A 16,825-nucleotide genomic window follows, 5' to 3' on the forward strand; every position below is an offset into this window, starting at 1 on the left:
TAGCCAGCAGGAGGGAGCGTTCGGGTACCTCGAGCCACTCGCCCCAACCGCCTCCCGTGTTCGCGTCGGGCTCGGAGGCGACCAGGACCCGGCCGGGGGCGGTGCGGTACCACAGGGTGTCGCCGTACCGGGTGGCGAAGACGGTCCGGCCGTCGGTGAGCAGCAGGTTGAGCCGGGCGTTCGGACGCACCTCGGCGATCCGCCGGACCAGGTCGGCCAGCGCGCCGCCGACCGGCTCCCGCTGCCGGAGTCGGCGCGCGAGCATGGCCCAGAGCAGCGCCGAGTCGCAGCGCGACTCCAGGGCGAGCAGGTCGGCCGGATCGAGCGCGGGCCCGATCGGCAGCCGGGTCCATTCCGGGATCGCGCCGTTGTGGCTGAACAACCAGCGGCCGTCCCGAAACGGCGCGGCAGCGGCCTCGTCCTGACTGGTGCCCGCGGTGGCGCTGCGGACGGCGGCCAGGAAAGCGCCGCTGCGGATGGTGCGCGCCAGGTCGGGCAGGTTGGGATCGGCCCAGATCGGCAACGCCCGCCGGTAGCGGGCGGGTTCGACGTCGGCCCCGGCACCGGCCTCGGCTTCGGTTTCGTCCCGGGACGCCGAGGCCGGCTGGTCCGGATACCAGCCGAAGCCGAAGCCGTCCACGTTCACCGTCCCGTACCGCTGCCGACGCGGCGCCCAGGACTGCTCGTACAGGCCCTGCGCCGGGTCCACCAGGACCTCGGCGAGGGTGATCTCCGGTCCCAGATAGGCCAGATGACGACACATCAGCGCGCCTCCCGGGGCGCAGCGTCGCGGGCGGTCCGGAAGCCGGCGAAGATCTGCCGGCGGATCGGCAGATCCCAGTTGCGGAACGTGCCCCGGGCGACCACCTCGTCCACTCCGAACGCGCCGCCGCGCAGCACCTTGTGCCCGGGGCCGAAGAACACCTCGGAGTACTCCCGGTAGGGGAACGCGGCGAATCCCGGATAGGGGGTGAAGTCGGAGGAGGTCCACTCCCAGACGTCGCCGATCAACTGCCGCGCCCCGCACGCGGCGGCTCCCGCCGGGTAGGCGCCGGCCTGCGCCGGTCGCAGGTGCCGTTGGCCCAGGTTGGCGTGCTCGGGCGTGGGGTCGGCGTCACCCCACGGATACCGCCGCGAGCGGCCCTCGGCCGGATCGTGCCGGGCCGCCTTCTCCCACTCCGCCTCGGTCGGCAGCCGCCGCCCGGCCCAGCGCGCGTACGCGTCGGCCTCGTACCAGCACACGTGCAGGACCGGCTCGTCGAGCGGCACCGGCTCGGTCCGGCCGAACCGCCGAATCAGCCACGTGTCACCGTCGCGCCGCCAGAACAACGGGGCGGTGAGCTCGGCGTCCTGTCGGTGCCGCCGACCCTCCGGGCTCCACCAGCGGTCGTCCGCGTAACCGCCGTCGGCGATGAACTCCAGGTAGGCCGCGTTGGTCACCGGCGCCGTGTCCAGCCAGAACGCCGGTACGTCCACCATGTGCGCGGGTCGTTCGTTGTCCAGTGCCCACGGATCGTCCGTGGTGCCCATCTCGAACGGACCGGCGGGGATCAGGACTTCACCGTCGCGCGCGTCCGCATCGGCCGCGCCCGGCGGCTCCGGGGCATCCAACACCGCTGCCCCGTCCCGCAGTTGATGGGTCGCCAGCATGGTCTCGTCGTGCTGCTGCTCGTGTTGGGCGAGCATGCCGAACACGAATCCGTCGGCCAGGAGCGGATCGCCGCCCGTGCCGAGATCGGCGGATTCCAAGACGTCGAAGGTGTGTTCACGCACCCGCCCGACGTACTCCCGGGCCTGCTCCGGCCCGAGCAGGGGCAGCGCGGGCCGGTCGGCGCGCGGATGCCGGAACGCGTCGTACAGCGGATCCAGGTCCGGGCGCAGCGCGGGTCTCCCGCCGGCGCGGCGGACCAGCCACAACTCCTCCTGGTTGCCGATGTGGGCCAGGTCCCAGACCAGCGGCGACATCAGCGGGGAGTGCTGGGCGGTCAGTTCCTCGTCGGTCAGGCAGTCGGTCAGGGCCAGGGTCCGACGTCGGGCCCGAATCAGCGCGGCCCGGGCTATCGCACGGCGATCGGTGGTCGGGGGTTCCGGATGGGATCCGCCGGATCCCGCGGACCCCGTGGCCCCAGTGGACGGTGTGGATGCTGTGGGCTGCGACGTCTTCGTCGACGCCGCCCGGCCGGACCGCTTCGACGGCTTCGGCGCCTTCGGCGGCTGCGATGGCTTCAACGACTTCATCGACGGGTCCTTTCCAGCAGGTCGTCCGCGGGACATCGGCCCCGTTCGGCGTAGCGCCGGGTGAATTCGGCGACGGCCGCGCGCAGCGGGCCGGGGGCGCCGCCGTCGGCCAGGGCGTTCTCGGTGGCGGCGAAGCACGCGCGGACCACCTTGCCCAGCACCGGGTCGGCGGGACCGAGCCGGGCGGCCCGGGTCCACATCGACTCGTCGGGCACCGCCGCGCCGTTCGGGCACAGCGGCTCGGTCGCCGCCCAGGCCGCCTCGGCCGCGACCGGGTCGTCCAAAAGGGTGGCGGCCATCGCGGCGGGGACGACCCAGTCGTCGCCGCACTGGGCGTCGATCATCCGCAGCTCCAGCCAACCGCGCGGGCGGACCGGCGGGAAGAGCGTGGTCAGGTGGTAGTCCAAGTCCTCCAGGGTGGGTGGGCGCACGCCGGGTGCGCCGCGCAGCCAGGAGCGGAAGGTCAGCCCCTCGGGTGCGGTCCAGCAGTCCTCCTCACTGCCGCGTACGCACAGCAGCGGGGCGTCCAGCGCGTAGCACGCCCAGGCGGCGCGCGGATCCGGGTCGGCTCCCGGCTGCGGCTCCGGCGGCCGGGTGCGGCCGGGGTCCATCCGGGTCCAGACGAGTTGTCGGGTCGACCGCCAACCGGTCGGCCTGCCCTGCCACAGCGGCGAGTTGGCGAACGCGGCGACCAGTACCGGGCCGAGTCGGTGGGTCAGTTCCCAGCGCGACCGATAGCCCTGACGGCCCTCGCCATCGTCTCCCGCGTCCAGGTTGACCTGGACGGACGCGGTACCGCGCATCATCATCCGGCCCCACGAGCCGGCACGGTCGAAGTACGCCTCCATCGCCCGATAGCGGGGATGGTCGACGATCCGTGGTGGGTTTTGGTACGGCTCCAGGCCGTGGCCGGCGAGCACCAGTCCGCTCGCGGCCAGCGCCTGTTCCAGGGCGACCTTGTCGGCCCGGAGGTCCTCGGCGCATCCGGCGAGCGTGGCGGCGGGTGGTGAGCTCAGCTCGACCTGCCCACCCGGCTCGCGGGTCAACCTACTGCCGAACGGCAGCCCATCAGCCTTCAGCGGGGCCAGGGCCTCGTCCAGCCGCTCCGGCGCCACCTCCCGGCGGGCGTCGGCGCCGTCGTGCACGATCCATTCCAGCTCGATCCCCACCCGTGCGGGTGGGCCGGTCTTGAAGCACACCCCGTGTACGTGGGCCTGTGCGTCGTCCTCCCTCAGAGCGGCAGCCATCGCCCTCACTCCTTCGGTCCATCGTGTGGGCCCGTGGCCGGTCCCACGTGTGGCCCCATTTTGGTCCCTCACGTCACTTTCCCGCTCTGCTGTACCCGGCGGATGGGACCGGAACACCCGTACCCCGATGAACCCGGAACCACGCCCCGGTGACGCCGGGGGGGGGACCCCACGGCCGGACGATCCGGTTGCCCATCGGGGCCCGAATGCGCCGCCGCCGTCCCGCGGCCGGGTCGCAAAGGACGCCACTCCGACCGGTCGACCGCCGTCGTCCACGACCTCGGTGCGCAGGTCGGCCGGTTCGCTCCGCCGCGCGCCGTCCACGCTCGACCGACCGGCCAACGCCTCGGCCGACGTCGACTCGGTGGCCGGGGGTTGGCCGAGTATGCGATCGGCCTCGACGAGCGCGAGCACGGCGGCCCGATCGGTTGGGCGGTAGGCGCGTGTTGCGTACCGCTCCACGCGGGCGGGCGAGTCGTCGGCCATCCGGTCGGTCTGCGAGTCCGGGCCCGTCTCGGCCGGCGAATATTTGGGCCCGCGCGCCGCTGCGGCCGGGCTGGACAACGCCGTACGGGTGCCCTGTCATGGTGCGATGACCGCCGCGCAGCCTACGCCGACACCGATGTCGCCCATCGACCTGGACGGCTACACCGGCACGCACGCCCATGACTTCCCGCTGCACCGAGAACGCGGCTTCGCCTTCTTCGCCCCGCCGCCCGAGGGCACGACAGCGGACCCCGGTCGGCAATTCGAGTCGGCCCGGCGAGACAAACTCCTCTTCGACCTCGCCTCCTGGCACCACGACATCGCGCCGACCCACGCCCGGGCCCGCGCGACGGCGGAGCACGCACACGAGGCACTGCGAACCGGAAGGTGTCGCGAGGAGGCGCTGCAAGCGGTCAGGACATATGCCTGCGCCCGCTCCGCCCTCCTCACCCTCCTCGACCGCCGACCCATGCCCCGGGGCGCCGAACCCCTCTACGAGCACTACGTCCCCGCCCCCACGCGTATCGACCCGACCACCCTCCCTCCGGAAGCCGACCTCCGCCGCCGCGCCGGTCTGCTCCGGCCGTGACGCACAGCACCGCGTGGGCGAGGCCGTCGTCCCGCCGCCCGACGGCCGCGAGATCGGCACTCGAAGCGAGGATCCGGCCTGATTCGAGTGCGGGGCGAGTCGGCGCACGGCGTGCCGACCGGAGCGGAGCAGCGGATCGGTATCCGTCGTGACCGTCGCCCGCCGCCGCGGTGGGCCGATGCTCGGCCGCCTTCGGGTTGTTCACCGCCGTGGCCGGAAGTCCCGGCTCTTGGTTACGTCGGTGTCCCCGCGCGCAAGGCGTGGATGGGCCAGGCGAGTTCGGGGGTGGGGTCGATCGGGGCGGGCCAGCCGTTGACGAGTGCGAGGAGGTGGAAGTAGCGGTGGCGGCGGGGGTCGTTCGCGGAGTGCAGGCGGGTGAGTAGGCGGCGGCGCAGGTGGGCGTCGTCGGGGAGGCCGGTGGTTCGGGCGCAGTCCGCTGTCAGCGCGGCGACGATCGGGGCGGCTTCGGGTGCGGTCGGGGCGATGCCGGCTGCCAGGGCCGCTGCCGCGTGGGTGCGGGCGACGGCGATGGTGTCGCGGCGCGGGACCGTGGCTCCGGACCGGGTGCGTTCGGTGCCGTGTTGCTCGGCCAGGTTTCGGAGGGCGGTGCGGAAGTCCGGGTCGCGGGTGAGTTCGGCCAGTTCGACCCACGCCTCGACCTGTTCCGGCTCGGGGTGGTCGGGGAGCTCGGGCGTCATCGAGCGGATGATCCCGGCGAACGCGGGATCGGCGTCCGGGTCGCCGAAGATCGACGTGAGGAAGTCGGCGATCAGGTGTCGACGTTCGTCCTCGGAGAGCTTGGCCAGGGTGTGCAAGAGATCCATCTCCTCGGGGCCGGCCCCGCGTCGAGCCGCCACCGTGAGCACCGCGCGACGCAGACGCAGCGTGTGGATCTGCGCCGCCAGCGCCTCGGCATGTGCCGCCGCGACCTCCGGGAGGGACTGCTCCCGGTCCACGACCCGGCGGATCGTGGGCAGGTCCAGTCCCAGGTCGCGCAGTGTGCGGACGAGGTCCAGGCGGGCGACGGCGTCCGTGTCGTAGCGGCGGTGGCCGGCGGGGCTGCGATCGGTGGGCGGCACGATCCCCGAGTCGGAGTAGAACCGAATGGCCTTGACCGTCAGCCCGGTCCGCCGAGCCAGGTCCCCGATCGTGTGGAGCGCGTCGCCGTTCATGCCCCCACCCTCACGGCTCCCCCTACCGGAGGCGCAAGTCCCCGCGTCGCGGCGGACACACTTCACGCCCCGACCGGGTGAAGCGCCGACGGGTAGTCGGGTACGCGTTCGCGCTCGGCCGGGCCGTCCACGACCGCCGTGTCGAACTCGGTTTGTCGCAGAGCGAACCGGCGGGGCGCGCGGGAAGGACCCAGCCGCGCCGCGGATCTCCGACATCGAGGGCGGCGACTCCGTGCCGACCCTGCCGCTGCTCACGCGCCTCGCGAAGGCCCTGGATGCGTCGCTGACCATCGACCTGGACGGTGATGCCTCGGCTTTCGTGTTCACCGCGCACGACAGCCGCGATCCCGACGAAGCCCGTCCGGGCGGACACGACGAAGTGGCCTGACCCGCGCCGGCCGGCGCGCGCGGGCCGATGCCACGCCACGGTCCGACCGGGTCAGCCCTGCGAGCCGCCCAGTTGCATGCCCGCCATGCGGTTCCACTCGTACTTGGTCGTGCGTACCTTCGCCGCGAGGTCGTTCGGGAACTCCTCGTGCAGCGTAACGCCCGCCTTGACGATGGCCGCGCGCGCGATGTCCGGGTTGCGGACGACCTGGTCGCCCCATGCCCCGTCGGTCCCCACGAGCACGATCCGGGTCGCGTCGCGCCCGACGTACTCGACGATCGCGTCGCCTCCGCCGCCGTGCGCGGCGGTGAAGCGCTCGATGTGCTTGGCGATCCTGCGCACCTGTCGCTCGACCCGCGTGTCCGGGGTACCCGGGTCCGGCGTGGCCGTCGTGGTATCGGTGTCCGTCATGGCGCCCACATTACCGAGGGCGCGTCGCCGGATCCGAGTGAACCCACGTGGTCCGGATCACGTCCCCGGAGCCGACCGACGAGGGGGTCGACTCAGAACACCAGCGGGTCCACCGCCACCGCGACGAACAGCAGCGTCAGGTAGGTGATCGACCAGTGGAACAGCCGCATCTCCTTCAGCTTGCCACCGGTGACCTCGGCCTTGGCCCGACGCTGGAGACCGTGCGCCTCCCACAACCACGCGATGCCGAGCAGCGCCGCCGCGATCGGGTAGAGCGGGCCGGTGTCGGCGGCCGGCCACAGCAGCATCGAGACACCGACCATGACCCAGCTGTAGGCCACGATCTGGTTCGCCACGACCTTGTTGCCCGCCACCACCGGCAACATCGGTACGCCGGCGTTGGTGTAGTCGTCGGTGAACTTCATGGACAGCGGCCAATAGTGCGGCGGCGTCCAGAAGAAGACCACCGCGAAGAGCACCACCGGCGCCCAATCCAGCGAATTCGTCACCGCGGTCCAGCCGATCAACACCTGCATACAGCCGGCGATGCCGCCCCACACGATGTTCTGCGGCGTGCGCCGCTTCAGCAGCATCGTGTACACGACCACGTAATAGAAGATCGCGAAGACCGAAAGCGCCGCCGACAGCGGATTGACCAGGAACCAGAACCACGCGGTGGAAATCACCCCGAGCGCGCTCGCGAACACGATCGACTCGCCCGGGGACACCATCCCGGTGACCAGCGGTCGCCGCTCGGTGCGGTGCATCAACCGGTCGATGTCCCGGTCGATGTACATGTTGAAGGCGTTGGCACTGCCCGCCGAGAGGTAGCCGCCGAAGACGACCAGAAGCACCAGACCCAGGTCCGGCAGCCCGTCGGCCGCGAGGAACATCACCGGAATCGTGCTGATCAGCAGCAGTTCGATGATGCGCGGCTTGGTGAGGGCCACGAATGCGAGAACCCGGGCCATCGGCGGGCGGGCGCCGGCGGGCGCATTTCCCACCAGCCCGGCCGGTCGGGATTCGACGGCTGTCACGAACACCCCATCAGCAGCGTTTTCGGCCGGGCCCGGGTGCCGCCCGGAAGCCGGTTTGCTCGTCAATATGTAAGCGGTATCGAGCGGCGTCGGGATGTCGAGGCCCGGACCCACTAGCAGGAAACTGTAGTCCCTCACCAGGGGCACAAACCCTCCGGGGCATGCCCGCCGCATGCCGGGGTAGCCGAGCCGAAGGCAGCCGCGCGTCGAGTCCCGCGCCCACCGCGTGTCCCGCCTCGTCCCGCCCGCACCTCCCGTCCTGTCCACCAGGTGAACGTCACCACCCGGGTGGCCGTCCTCCGAGCGAGCGGGCAGGTCGCCCCCGGTAGGCTCGGCCACGTGCCTGAGGCGCCGGGGCGTAGACCCCGAGCCGGCCGCTTTTTTTCGGCCTACACCGGAAGACCCCGGAAGGAGCCCTGACCAGGGTGAGCACCAAGCCGACCCCCGACAACAGCTCTCTCGACTGGAGCGACCTCGACAAGCGAGCCGTCGACACCGCTCGCGTGCTGGCGATGGACGCCGTTCAGAAGGTCGGTAACGGCCACCCCGGAACGGCCATGAGCCTGGCCCCCGCGGCCTACCTCATCTGGCAGAAGTTCCTGCGCCACGACCCGACCGACCCGGACTGGACCGGCCGCGACCGCTTCGTGCTGTCCCCGGGTCACACCAGCCTGACCCTGTACACGCAGCTCTACCTGTCCGGCTACGGCCTGACCCTGGACGACCTCAAGTCGTTCCGCACCTGGGGCAGCCGCACCCCCGGCCACCCCGAGCACGGCCACACCGCCGGCGTCGAGACCACCACCGGGCCGCTCGGCCAGGGTGTGGCCAACGCGGTCGGCATGGCGATGGCGGCCCGCTACGAGCGTGGCCTGTTCGACCCCGACGCCGCCCCCGGCACGTCGCCGTTCGACCACACCATCTGGGTGATCGCCTCCGACGGCGACCTGGAGGAGGGCGTCTCCGCCGAGGCCAGCTCGCTCGCCGGCCACCAGAAGCTGGGCAACCTCGTCGTGCTCTACGACGACAACCACATCTCGATCGAGGGTGACACCGAGACCGCGTTCAGCGAGGACGTCCTCGCCCGCTACGCGGCCTACGGCTGGCACACCATCCGCGTCGAGCCGCAGGCCGACGGCGACATCGACATCGCGGCGCTGAACGCGGCGCTGGAGGCGGGCAAGGCGGAGACCGGCCGGCCGACCATGATCGGCATGCGCACGATCATCGCGTGGCCCGCGCCGAACGCGCAGAACACCGGCAAGGCGCACGGCTCGGCGCTGGGCGCCGAGGAGGTCGCGGCCACCAAGCGGATCCTGGGCTTCGACCCGGAGCAGAACTTCGAGGTCGCCGCGGACGTACTGGCGCACGCCCACAAGGTGGTCGACCGGGGCCGTGCCGCGCACGACGCCTGGAAGAGCGCGTACGCCAAGTGGGCCGAGACCAACCCCGAGCGCGCCGCCGAGCACGCCCGGATCTCCGCCCGTCGGCTGCCCGACGGCTGGGAGAAGGTGCTGCCGGAGTTCGAGGCCGGCAAGCCGGTCGCCACCCGCAAGGCCTCCGGCAAGGTGCTCGCCGCGCTCGGCGCGGTCATCCCCGAGCTGTGGGGCGGCTCGGCCGACCTGGCCGAGTCCAACAACACCACCATCGACGAGGGCAGTTCGTTCCTGCCCGAGGGCAACCCGCTCAAGGGCGCGAGCCCGTACGGGCGCACCGTGCACTGGGGCATCCGCGAGCACGCCATGGGCTCGACCATGAACGGCATCGCCCTGCACGGCGGGACGCGCATCTACGGCGGCACGTTCCTGGTGTTCAGCGACTACATGCGCCCGGCCGTACGGCTCGCCGCGCTGATGAAGCTGCCCACGACGTACGTGTGGACGCACGACTCGATCGGCCTCGGCGAGGACGGTCCCACCCACCAGCCGATCGAGCACATCGCCGCGCTGCGCGCGATCCCCGGCCTGGACGTGGTCCGCCCGGGGGACGCGAACGAGGTCGCGGTGGCCTGGCGCAAGATCCTGGAGACCACCGACCGCCCGGCCGGCATCCTGCTCACCCGCCAGGACGTACCGACCTGGGACCGGGGCGAGTTCGGTTCGGCCGAGGGCACCGCGCGCGGTGGCTACGTGCTGGCCGAGGCGTCCAGCGGCACCCCGCAGGTGATCCTGATCGGCACCGGCTCCGAGGTGCAGATCGCGGTCGCGGCGCGCGAGGTGCTGGAGGCCGAGGGCGTGCCGACCCGGGTCGTCTCGCTGCCGTGCCTGGAGTGGTTCAACGAGCAGGACCAGGCCTACCGCGAGCAGGTGCTGCCGCCGTCGGTCAAGGCGCGCGTGTCGGTCGAGGCGGGCATCGCGCAGGGCTGGCGCGAGCTGGTCGGCGACGCCGGCCGGATCGTCTCGCTGGAGCACTTCGGCGCGTCGGCGGACTACAAGAAGCTGTTCGCCGAGTTCGGGCTGACCCACGAGGCGGTCGTTTCGGCCGCCCGGGAATCCCTGGCGCAAGCCGGTAGCTGAAGGTCACGTAACCCTGTGGGCGGTGTCGGGTGGGAACACCCGCCCGACACCGCCCACGACGGGCGCCGGTCCGGCACCCAAGAGCGATCCGGACCCGGCCGCCGACTCGAGAAGGAGCAAAGTGTCATGACGGAACCCCTGCGTCGCCTGTCCGCCGAGGGCGTGGCCGTGTGGCTCGACGACCTGAGCCGGACGCGGCTGGAGTCCGGCAACCTGCACGAACTCGTCCGCGACCGCGAGGTCGTCGGCGTGACCACCAACCCGGCGATCTTCCAGAAGGCGATCACCGGCAACGACGTCTACGACGCGCAGGTACGCGACCTCGCGGTGCGCGGCGTCACCGTCGAAGAGGCCGTGCGGATGATCACCTCCGCCGACGTGCGCCAGGCGTGCGACGTGCTGCGCCCGGTCTACGAGGCGACCGACGGTGTCGACGGCCGGGTGTCGATCGAGGTCGACCCGCGGCTGGCGCACAAGACCGAGCCGACCATCGCCGAGGCCCGCCAGCTCTGGTGGCTCGTCGACCGGCCGAACCTGTTCATCAAGATCCCGGCCACCAAGGCCGGCCTGCCCGCCATCTCGCAGACGCTCGCCGAGGGCATCAGCGTCAACGTCACGCTGATCTTCTCGCTGGCCCGCTACCGCGAGGTGATGGAGGCCTACGTCGAGGGCATCGAGCGCGCTCGCGCGGCCGGTCTGGACATCTCCAAGATCGAGTCGGTGGCGTCCTTCTTCGTCTCCCGTGTGGACACCGAGATCGACAAGCGGCTGGCGGCCCTGGGCACCGACGAGGCCAAGGCCGCGGCCGGCAAGGCGGCGGTCGCCAACGCGCGACTGGCCTACCAGGCGTACGAAGAGGTCTTCGGCACGGAGCGGTGGCAGGCCCTCGCCGCTGCCGGCGCCCGGCCGCAGCGCCCGCTGTGGGCCTCCACCGGCGTCAAGGACCCGGCGTACCGCGACACGATGTACGTGGACGACCTGGTCGTCAAGGGCGTCGTGAACACGATGCCCGAGGCCACCTTGAACGCGGTCGCCGACCACGGCGCCATCACCGGCGACACCGTGCACGGCACGTACGAGTCGGCCCAGGCCGACCTGGACGCGATCGCCAAGCTCGGCATCTCCTACGACGAGGTCGTCGACCTGCTCGAGGAGGAGGGCGTCGAGAAGTTCGAGACCTCCTGGAACGAGCTGCTCGCGTCCGTGCAGGGCGAGCTGGACCGGCTCGCCAAGGGCTGACGCCCGCCGGACCGACGAGCAGTCGCTCGAGACCGCAGGACCCGGTCGGCCTCCCTCGCCGACCGGCGCAGCACCCCTTCGTCCCGTCGCCGCCGAACGTGACCCGTTCGGCGGCGACGGGACGGATACTCCACGCAATCAGGGCATGATTTCAGCACACTCCCACCCCATTAATAGGAGGGCTGACCGCCCGTGGTACACGCAAACGACGAACGCGTGACCGCCGGCGGCGTGGACGTCACCGTTTCCGGTGACCTATCGCACGCCGCCGCAGTCGCCGAAGTCATCACCGCCTGCGTCGTGGACAAGGTGCCCGCGCGCCTGGTCGCCTCCGACGCCACCCTGTGGGGTCCGGAGGCCGAGTCGTTGGCCGCGATCCGGCTGGGTTGGGTCGATCTGCCCGCCTCCTCGCGCGCGCTCCTGCCGCAGCTCGCCGAGCTGCGCGAGCGGCTGAGCGCCGAGGGCCTGGACCACGTGGTCCTCGCCGGCATGGGCGGCTCGTCGCTGGCGCCCGAGGTGATCGCCGCCACCTACGGCAAGAAGCTCACCGTGCTGGACACCACCGACCCCGCCCAGGTCCGCCGCGCGCTCGGCGAGGACCTGGAGCGCACCGTCGTGGTCGTCTCCAGCAAGAGCGGCGGCACGGTGGAGACCGACAGCCACCGCCGCGCGTTCGAACAGGCCTTCCTGGACGAGGGCTTGACCAACGACCAGCTCGCCGGCCGGATCGTGGTCGTCACCGACCCGGGCTCGCCGCTGGAGAACACCGCACGCAACGCCGGCTACACCATCGTGCTCGCCGACCCCAACGTCGGTGGCCGCTACTCGGCGCTGACCGCGTTCGGGCTGGTGCCCAGCGCGCTGGCCGGCGTGGACGTCGAGCAACTCCTCGACGACGCCGCCGCGCTCGCGCCCGCGCTGGCCGGCGACCGGGACAACCCGGGGCTGCTGCTGGGCGCGGTGCTCGGGGCCGCGGCCAACCACGGCCGGGACAAGCTCGTACTCGCCGAGACCGGCGACATCGTCGGCTTCGGCGACTGGGCCGAGCAGTTGATCGCCGAGTCCACCGGCAAGCAGGGCCGGGGCATCCTGCCGGTCGTGGTCGAGGGCGTGGACGCGCCCGGGTTCGGCCACAAGGTGGGCATCGACGCGGTGCGCACCATGATCGGCGCCGAGGAGATCGAACGACCCGACGTCGACCTGCGCGTCAGCGGACCGCTGGGCGCGCAGCTGTTGCTGTGGGAGTACGCGACGGCGATCGCCGGTCGGGTGATCGGCATCGACCCGTTCGACCAGCCGAACGTGCAGGAGTCCAAGGACAACACCGGCGCGCTGCTGACCAAGGCGGGCGACGACGGCCCGCTGCCGGTGGGCACGCCGGCCTTCGTCGAGGGCGCGGTCGAGGTGCACGGCGACGCCGCGCTGCTGGAGGGCGCGAGCGACCTCACCGGTGCGCTGCGCGCACTGCTGGCGACGGTGCCCGACAACGGCTACCTCGCGGTGATGGCCTACCTGGACCGGCTCGGCGACACCGACGCGCCCAAGCTGCGGCCGCTGCTGGCCGAGGCTCTGGACAGCGCGCAGGTCACCTTCGGCTGGGCGCCGCGATTCCTGCACTCCACCGGCCAGTTCCACAAGGGTGGCCCGCCGGTCGGGGTGTTCCTCCAGATCACCGGCGCGAACGCCGAGGACCTGGACGTGCCGGCCAAGCCGTACAGCTTCGGCCGACTGCAACTGGCCCAGGCCCTGGGCGACCTCGGCGCGATCACCTCGCGCGAGCGCCCGGTGCTGCGCCTGCACCTGACCGACCGCGCGGCCGGACTCGGGCAACTGCTCGACGCCGCCCGCGCCCTCGTGGACGGAGCGGCTCGATGAGCCCCAAGGCCGCCAAATCCAAGCCGGCCGTGTGGCCGGAGAACCCGCTGCGCGACCCGCAGGACCGCCGACTCCCGCGCATCGCGGGCCCGTCCGGTCTGGTCATCTTCGGCGTCACCGGCGACCTGTCCCGCAAGAAGCTGATGCCGGCGATCTACGACCTGGCCAACCGCGGCCTGCTGCCGCCGGGCTTCGCGCTGACCGGCTTCGCCCGACGCGACTGGGAGAACCAGGACTTCGCCCAGGTCGTCTACGAGGCGGTCAAGGAACACGCCCGGACCCCCTTCCGGGAAGAGGTCTGGCAGCAGCTCTCCGAGGGATTCCGGTTCGTCCAGGGCGAGTTCGACGACGGCAAGGCGTTCGACCAGCTCCGCCAGACGATCGACGAGCTGGACGAGCAGCAGGGCACCCAGGGCAACCACGCGTTCTACCTGTCGGTGCCGCCGAAGGCCTTCCCCGAGGTGGTGCGCCAGCTCAAGGAGCACGGCCTCGCCGATCCCAAGGCCGACTCGTGGCGCCGCGTGGTGATCGAAAAGCCCTTCGGGCACGACCTCAAGAGCGCACGCGAGTTGAACAAGGTCGTCGACGAGGTCTTCCCGCCCGAGGCGGTCTTCCGGATCGACCACTACCTGGGCAAGGAGACCGTCCAGAACATCATGGCGTTGCGCTTCGCCAACACCATGTTCGAGCCGCTGTGGAACCGGTCCTACGTGGACCACGTACAGATCACCATGGCCGAGGACATCGGCATCGGCGGCCGGGCCGGGTACTACGACGGCATCGGCGCCGCGCGCGACGTGATCCAGAACCACCTGCTCCAACTGCTCGCGCTCACCGCGATGGAGGAGCCGGTGTCCTTCGACGCCGACTCGCTGGTCGCCGAGAAGCTCAAGGTGCTCAGCTCGGTCAAGCTGCCCGACGACCTCTCGCGCGGTACCGTCCGGGCCCAGTACACCCGCGGCTGGCAGGGCGGCGAGCTGGCCAAGGGCTACCTCGAGGAGGACGGCATCCCGCCGGACTCGCGCACCGACACCTACGCCGCGATCAAGCTGGAGATCGCCAACCGCCGCTGGGCGGGCGTGCCGTTCTACCTGCGCGCGGGCAAGCGGCTGGGGCGCCGGGTCACCGAGATCGCGGTGGTCTTCCAGCGCGCGCCGCACCTGCCCTTCGACGCCACCGCGACCGAGGAACTGGGGCAGAACGCCCTGGTCATCCGGGTGCAGCCGGACGAGGGCATGACGGTCCGGTTCGGCTCCAAGGTGCCCGGCACCGCGATGGAGGTGCGCGACGTGAACATGGACTTCGCGTACGGCGAGTCGTTCACCGAGTCGAGCCCGGAGGCGTACGAGCGACTGCTGCTCGACGTCCTGCTCGGCGACGCGCCGCTGTTCCCCCGGCACGAGGAGGTCGAGCTGTCCTGGAAGATCCTCGACCCGATCGAGGAGCACTGGGCGCAGCACGGCAAGCCCGAGCCCTACGTGTCCGGGACCTGGGGTCCCGACGCGGCCGACGAGATGCTCGCACGTGACGGACGGAGCTGGCGCCGCCCATGATGATCGATCTGACGGACACCAAGTCGAGCAAGATCAATGCCGCACTGGTGGAGGCCCGCCGAGGAATGGGCAGCCCCACTCTCGGCATGGTGCTCACCCTGGTCATCGTCACCGACGAGGCCAACCAGTACGACGCGATGAAGGCCGCGAGCACCGCCGCCCGCGAGCACCCGTCCCGGATCCTGGTGGTGATCGGCCGCCCCGGCCAGGAGATCAGCCCCCGGCTGGACGCCGAGGTCCGGGTCGGCGACTCGGGTGTGGGCGAGACCGTACTGCTGCGCATGCACGGCGAGTTGGCCAACCACGCCGAGTCGGTCGTGCTGCCGCTCCTGCTGCCGGACGCGCCGGTCGTGGTGTGGTGGCCCGGTCGGGCGCCGGAGGTGCCGAGCAAGGACCTGCTGGGCGCGCTGGCCACCCGCAGGGTGACCGACGCCGCCGCGCCGCCGCGCCGGGCCGATGTGCTGCGTCTGCGCGCGAGCGCGTACACGCCGGGCGACACCGACCTGGCCTGGACCCGGACCACGCCGTGGCGCAGCCTGCTGGCCGCGGCGCTGGACCAGAAGTACAGCCGGATCCTGCGCGCCAAGGTCGGCGCCAAGGCGGGCAACCCGAGCGCGGAACTGCTCGCGCTGTGGCTGACCGACCGGCTCGAGGTCGACGTGGAGCGGGTGGAGACCGGCGGTCCCGGGATCACCTCGGTGACGCTGGTGACCGAGGACGGCGAGATCGTGATCGACCGCCCGGACGGGATGATGGCGTCGTTGTCCTCGCCCGGCCAGCCGGACCGCGTGGTCGCGCTCAAGCGCCGCGAGGCCTCCGACCTGGTCGCCGAGGAACTGCGCCGGCTGGACCCGGACGACGTGTACGCGGCGACCCTGGCCCGGGCCGCGCTGGAGGCGGCGCGCGATCCCTCGCCGGGCTCGTTCACCGAACCTCCGGTGTCGCAGACGCCGGTGCGGGACGTGGAGCGCGCCGAGGAGGGCGAGGCGCCGCGCCCGAAGGCGACCAAGGACCTCGGTACGGCTCCGCCGCTCAAGCGCACGTCGAGCGCTGCGGCGACCAAGCCGGTCGCCACCCGCAAGGCCGTCGACAAGGGCGAGGCCGCCGCGGCCAAGCCCGCCGCGCCGCGCACCCCCCGGAAGAAGAAGGACGGCGGCGCGTGAGCGCGCACGGGCCGGTACGGGTGCACGCGGACACCGTGCTGATGGCCAAGGCGGCGGCGACCGGGCTGATCCAGCGGGTCGCGGACGCCCAGGCCGAGTTCGACGTCGCGCACCTCGTGCTGACCGGTGGCCGCAACGGCAACGCGCTGCTGCACGAGTTGTCGCTCACGCCCACTCTGGGTGCGATCGACTTCGACCGGCTGCACATCTGGTGGGGCGACGAGCGCTTCCTGCCGGCCGGTCACCCCGACCGGAACGAGAGGCAGGCGCGCGAGGCGTTGCTGGACACCGTCCCGGTGGTGCCGGAGCTGGTGCACGCGATGCCGGCCAGTGACGGTCCGGACGGCGACGACGTGGACGCGGCGGCGCGGCGCTATGCCGCCGAACTGGCCGCCGCCGCGTCGGACGGCGCGTCGGTGCCGGCGTTCACGCTGGCCATGTTCGGGGTCGGCCCCGACACGCACGTGGCGTCGCTCTTCCCGGGCTTCGCCGCGACGGCGGAGTCGGTGCGCACGGTGGTCGCCGTACGCGAGGCCCCCAAGCCGCCGCCGACCCGGATCACCCTGACCTTCCCGGCGATCCGAGCGGCGCACGAGGTGTGGCTGCTCGCCGCGGGCGAGGACAAGGCGGACGCGGTCGCCACGGCCCGGACCTCCACGGACGCCACGAAGACCCCGGCGGCCGGGGCCTACGGCACGGGCGCGACGTTGTGGCTGCTGGACCGGGCGGCGGCGGCGAAGCTGCCCGAGTAGATCGAAGCGGCTTCGGCCGTGGGCCGGTTGCGAACACGGGGTAGGGCGGGAGCCGGTCGGCTCCCGCCCCACTTTTTCGCAGGTGCCGTGCGGGTCCGGGCGGGCCGTCCGCCATCGCCGCGGCACGCCGGCCCGTCTTCGTCGCCGTGGAGTTCCACG

Annotated in this window: 12 protein-coding genes and 2 pseudogenes; 8 read left to right on the forward strand and 6 right to left on the reverse strand. The window is 72.1% G+C overall.

The window, feature by feature from the left end; genetic code table 11:
* Positions 1-34: 34 nt before the first annotated feature.
* The 3 genes and pseudogenes from egtC to egtA form a co-directional block, all read right to left on the reverse strand.
* Positions 35-763: pseudogene (egtC, locus tag ACIRL2_RS11120) on the reverse strand (ergothioneine biosynthesis protein EgtC); the annotation flags it as partial.
* Positions 763-2,238: an ergothioneine biosynthesis protein EgtB gene (egtB, locus tag ACIRL2_RS11125; protein WP_402231652.1), complete on the reverse strand. Its 1,476-nt coding sequence runs from the start codon at positions 2,236-2,238 to the stop codon at positions 763-765. The pseudogene egtC and the gene egtB, both read right to left, overlap by 1 nt.
* A complete protein-coding gene (egtA, locus tag ACIRL2_RS11130) occupies positions 2,235-3,485 on the reverse strand; it encodes an ergothioneine biosynthesis glutamate--cysteine ligase EgtA (RefSeq protein WP_395862611.1) in 1,251 nt (416 codons plus the stop codon). The genes egtB and egtA overlap by 4 nt, the downstream gene beginning before the upstream one ends.
* 622 nt (positions 3,486-4,107) lie before the next feature.
* Between egtA and ACIRL2_RS11135 the strand changes: the two genes are divergently transcribed.
* Positions 4,108-4,560 (forward strand): hypothetical protein, encoded by a 453-nt coding sequence (locus ACIRL2_RS11135; RefSeq protein ID WP_395862609.1) that lies wholly within the window; start codon positions 4,108-4,110, stop codon positions 4,558-4,560.
* 233 nt (positions 4,561-4,793) lie between these two features.
* Here ACIRL2_RS11135 and ACIRL2_RS11140 read toward each other — a convergent pair whose 3' ends face one another.
* Entirely contained in the window at positions 4,794-5,732 is a 939-nt protein-coding gene (locus ACIRL2_RS11140) for a MerR family transcriptional regulator (RefSeq protein WP_395862607.1), read from the reverse strand.
* Between the two features lie 104 nt (positions 5,733-5,836).
* On the opposite strand from ACIRL2_RS11140, the pseudogene ACIRL2_RS11145 reads away from it, so the two are divergent.
* Positions 5,837-6,120: pseudogene (locus tag ACIRL2_RS11145) on the forward strand (helix-turn-helix domain-containing protein); the annotation flags it as partial.
* A gap of 51 nt (positions 6,121-6,171) precedes the next feature.
* Here the strand turns inward: ACIRL2_RS11145 and ACIRL2_RS11150 are convergent.
* Both ACIRL2_RS11150 and ACIRL2_RS11155 read right to left on the reverse strand, forming a co-directional pair.
* A complete protein-coding gene (locus tag ACIRL2_RS11150; RefSeq protein WP_395862606.1) occupies positions 6,172-6,531 on the reverse strand; it encodes a hypothetical protein in 360 nt (119 codons plus the stop codon).
* A 92-nt stretch (positions 6,532-6,623) separates the two neighbouring features.
* Positions 6,624-7,568, reverse strand: coding sequence for a heme o synthase (locus ACIRL2_RS11155; RefSeq protein ID WP_402231655.1), 945 nt, complete (start codon positions 7,566-7,568; stop codon positions 6,624-6,626).
* Positions 7,569-7,993: 425 nt separating this feature from the next.
* Between ACIRL2_RS11155 and tkt the strand changes: the two genes are divergently transcribed.
* The 6 genes from tkt (at position 7,994) to pgl (ending at position 16,666) form a co-directional block, all read left to right on the forward strand.
* The gene (tkt, locus tag ACIRL2_RS11160) at positions 7,994-10,084 is read left to right on the forward strand and encodes a transketolase (RefSeq protein WP_395862602.1); all 2,091 of its coding nucleotides are present in this window, start codon (positions 7,994-7,996) and stop codon (positions 10,082-10,084) included.
* A 126-nt stretch (positions 10,085-10,210) separates the two neighbouring features.
* Positions 10,211-11,323 (forward strand): transaldolase, encoded by a 1,113-nt coding sequence (gene tal, locus ACIRL2_RS11165; RefSeq protein WP_402231657.1) that lies wholly within the window; start codon positions 10,211-10,213, stop codon positions 11,321-11,323.
* A gap of 192 nt (positions 11,324-11,515) precedes the next feature.
* Entirely contained in the window at positions 11,516-13,198 is a 1,683-nt protein-coding gene (locus tag ACIRL2_RS11170) for a glucose-6-phosphate isomerase (RefSeq protein ID WP_395862598.1), read from the forward strand.
* The gene (zwf, locus tag ACIRL2_RS11175) at positions 13,195-14,751 is read left to right on the forward strand and encodes a glucose-6-phosphate dehydrogenase (RefSeq protein WP_402231660.1); all 1,557 of its coding nucleotides are present in this window, start codon (positions 13,195-13,197) and stop codon (positions 14,749-14,751) included. The genes ACIRL2_RS11170 and zwf overlap by 4 nt, the downstream gene beginning before the upstream one ends.
* Positions 14,748-15,914 carry a glucose-6-phosphate dehydrogenase assembly protein OpcA gene (gene opcA / locus ACIRL2_RS11180; protein WP_395862594.1) on the forward strand — a complete coding sequence of 389 codons (1,167 nt, stop codon included), beginning with the start codon at positions 14,748-14,750 and terminating at the stop codon, positions 15,912-15,914. The genes zwf and opcA overlap by 4 nt, the downstream gene beginning before the upstream one ends.
* A complete protein-coding gene (gene pgl, locus ACIRL2_RS11185) occupies positions 15,911-16,666 on the forward strand; it encodes a 6-phosphogluconolactonase (protein ID WP_402231662.1) in 756 nt (251 codons plus the stop codon). Before opcA ends, pgl begins: the two co-directional genes overlap by 4 nt.
* The last annotated feature ends 159 nt before the right edge of the window (positions 16,667-16,825 follow it).

Source organism: Embleya sp. NPDC127516 (assembly GCF_044765325.1).
Taxonomy (GTDB): domain Bacteria; phylum Actinomycetota; class Actinomycetes; order Streptomycetales; family Streptomycetaceae; genus Embleya.

What these genes read in the sequence shown, in the direction of transcription:
- egtB (WP_402231652.1), bottom strand. Translation starts at nt 2,238, where the DNA reads ATGAAGTCGTTGAAGCCATCGCAGCCGCCGAAGGCGCCGAAGCCGTCG.
- egtA (WP_395862611.1), bottom strand. Translation starts at nt 3,485, where the DNA reads ATGGCTGCCGCTCTGAGGGAGGACGACGCACAGGCCCACGTACACGGG.
- ACIRL2_RS11135 (WP_395862609.1), top strand. Translation starts at nt 4,108, where the DNA reads ATGTCGCCCATCGACCTGGACGGCTACACCGGCACGCACGCCCATGAC.
- ACIRL2_RS11140 (WP_395862607.1), bottom strand. Translation starts at nt 5,732, where the DNA reads ATGAACGGCGACGCGCTCCACACGATCGGGGACCTGGCTCGGCGGACC.
- ACIRL2_RS11150 (WP_395862606.1), bottom strand. Translation starts at nt 6,531, where the DNA reads ATGACGGACACCGATACCACGACGGCCACGCCGGACCCGGGTACCCCG.
- tal (WP_402231657.1), top strand. Translation starts at nt 10,211, where the DNA reads ATGACGGAACCCCTGCGTCGCCTGTCCGCCGAGGGCGTGGCCGTGTGG.
- zwf (WP_402231660.1), top strand. Translation starts at nt 13,195, where the DNA reads ATGAGCCCCAAGGCCGCCAAATCCAAGCCGGCCGTGTGGCCGGAGAAC.
- opcA (WP_395862594.1), top strand. Translation starts at nt 14,748, where the DNA reads ATGATGATCGATCTGACGGACACCAAGTCGAGCAAGATCAATGCCGCA.